This is a genomic window from Nocardia cyriacigeorgica (genome assembly GCF_010858045.1).
Taxonomy (GTDB): domain Bacteria; phylum Actinomycetota; class Actinomycetes; order Mycobacteriales; family Mycobacteriaceae; genus Nocardia; species Nocardia cyriacigeorgica_E.
This window is the reverse complement of record NZ_JAAGVC010000156.1, coordinates 1-374: the sequence shown is the minus strand read 5'-3', so window position 1 is coordinate 374 and position 374 is coordinate 1. Positions and strand designations below refer to the sequence as shown.

Annotated in this window: 1 protein-coding gene; it reads right to left on the bottom strand. The window is 69.3% G+C overall.

The window, feature by feature from the left end:
* Positions 1–356: OsmC family protein (locus GV790_RS29165; protein ID WP_256673605.1), on the bottom strand; the 356-nt coding region annotated here is incomplete at its 3' end.
* Between the last annotated feature and the right edge of the window lie 18 nt (positions 357–374).

Below are 374 nucleotides of genomic sequence, written 5' to 3'. Positions count from 1 at the left end.
AGTTCGAAGACTTCGTCGAGCTGCGGATACACCTCGTTCTCACGGTCGGCGGCGCCAGAGACCCGGATGGTGGCGTCGTAGTTGTCGCCGAGGCGACGTGACAGCGGGAAGTCCGAGCTGAGCCCGGAGCACGCTGCGAGCGCGATCTTCAGCAACTCGCCGGGAGTGAACACGCCGGGCACGCTCTCCGACCCGATCAGTACCTCGGCACCGCGGGAGCTGCGTCCGGTGTAGCGCCTGGTGCCGGTGCGCTCGACCCACAGGGTCGTGGATCCGGGTGCCGCGGTGTTCGCGGAGGCAGTGCTGCCCGCCGGTGCGGCGGCGTCGGTCACGGGTGCGGCGGTCTGTTCAGCCATGGGCTCGATCCTGCCATC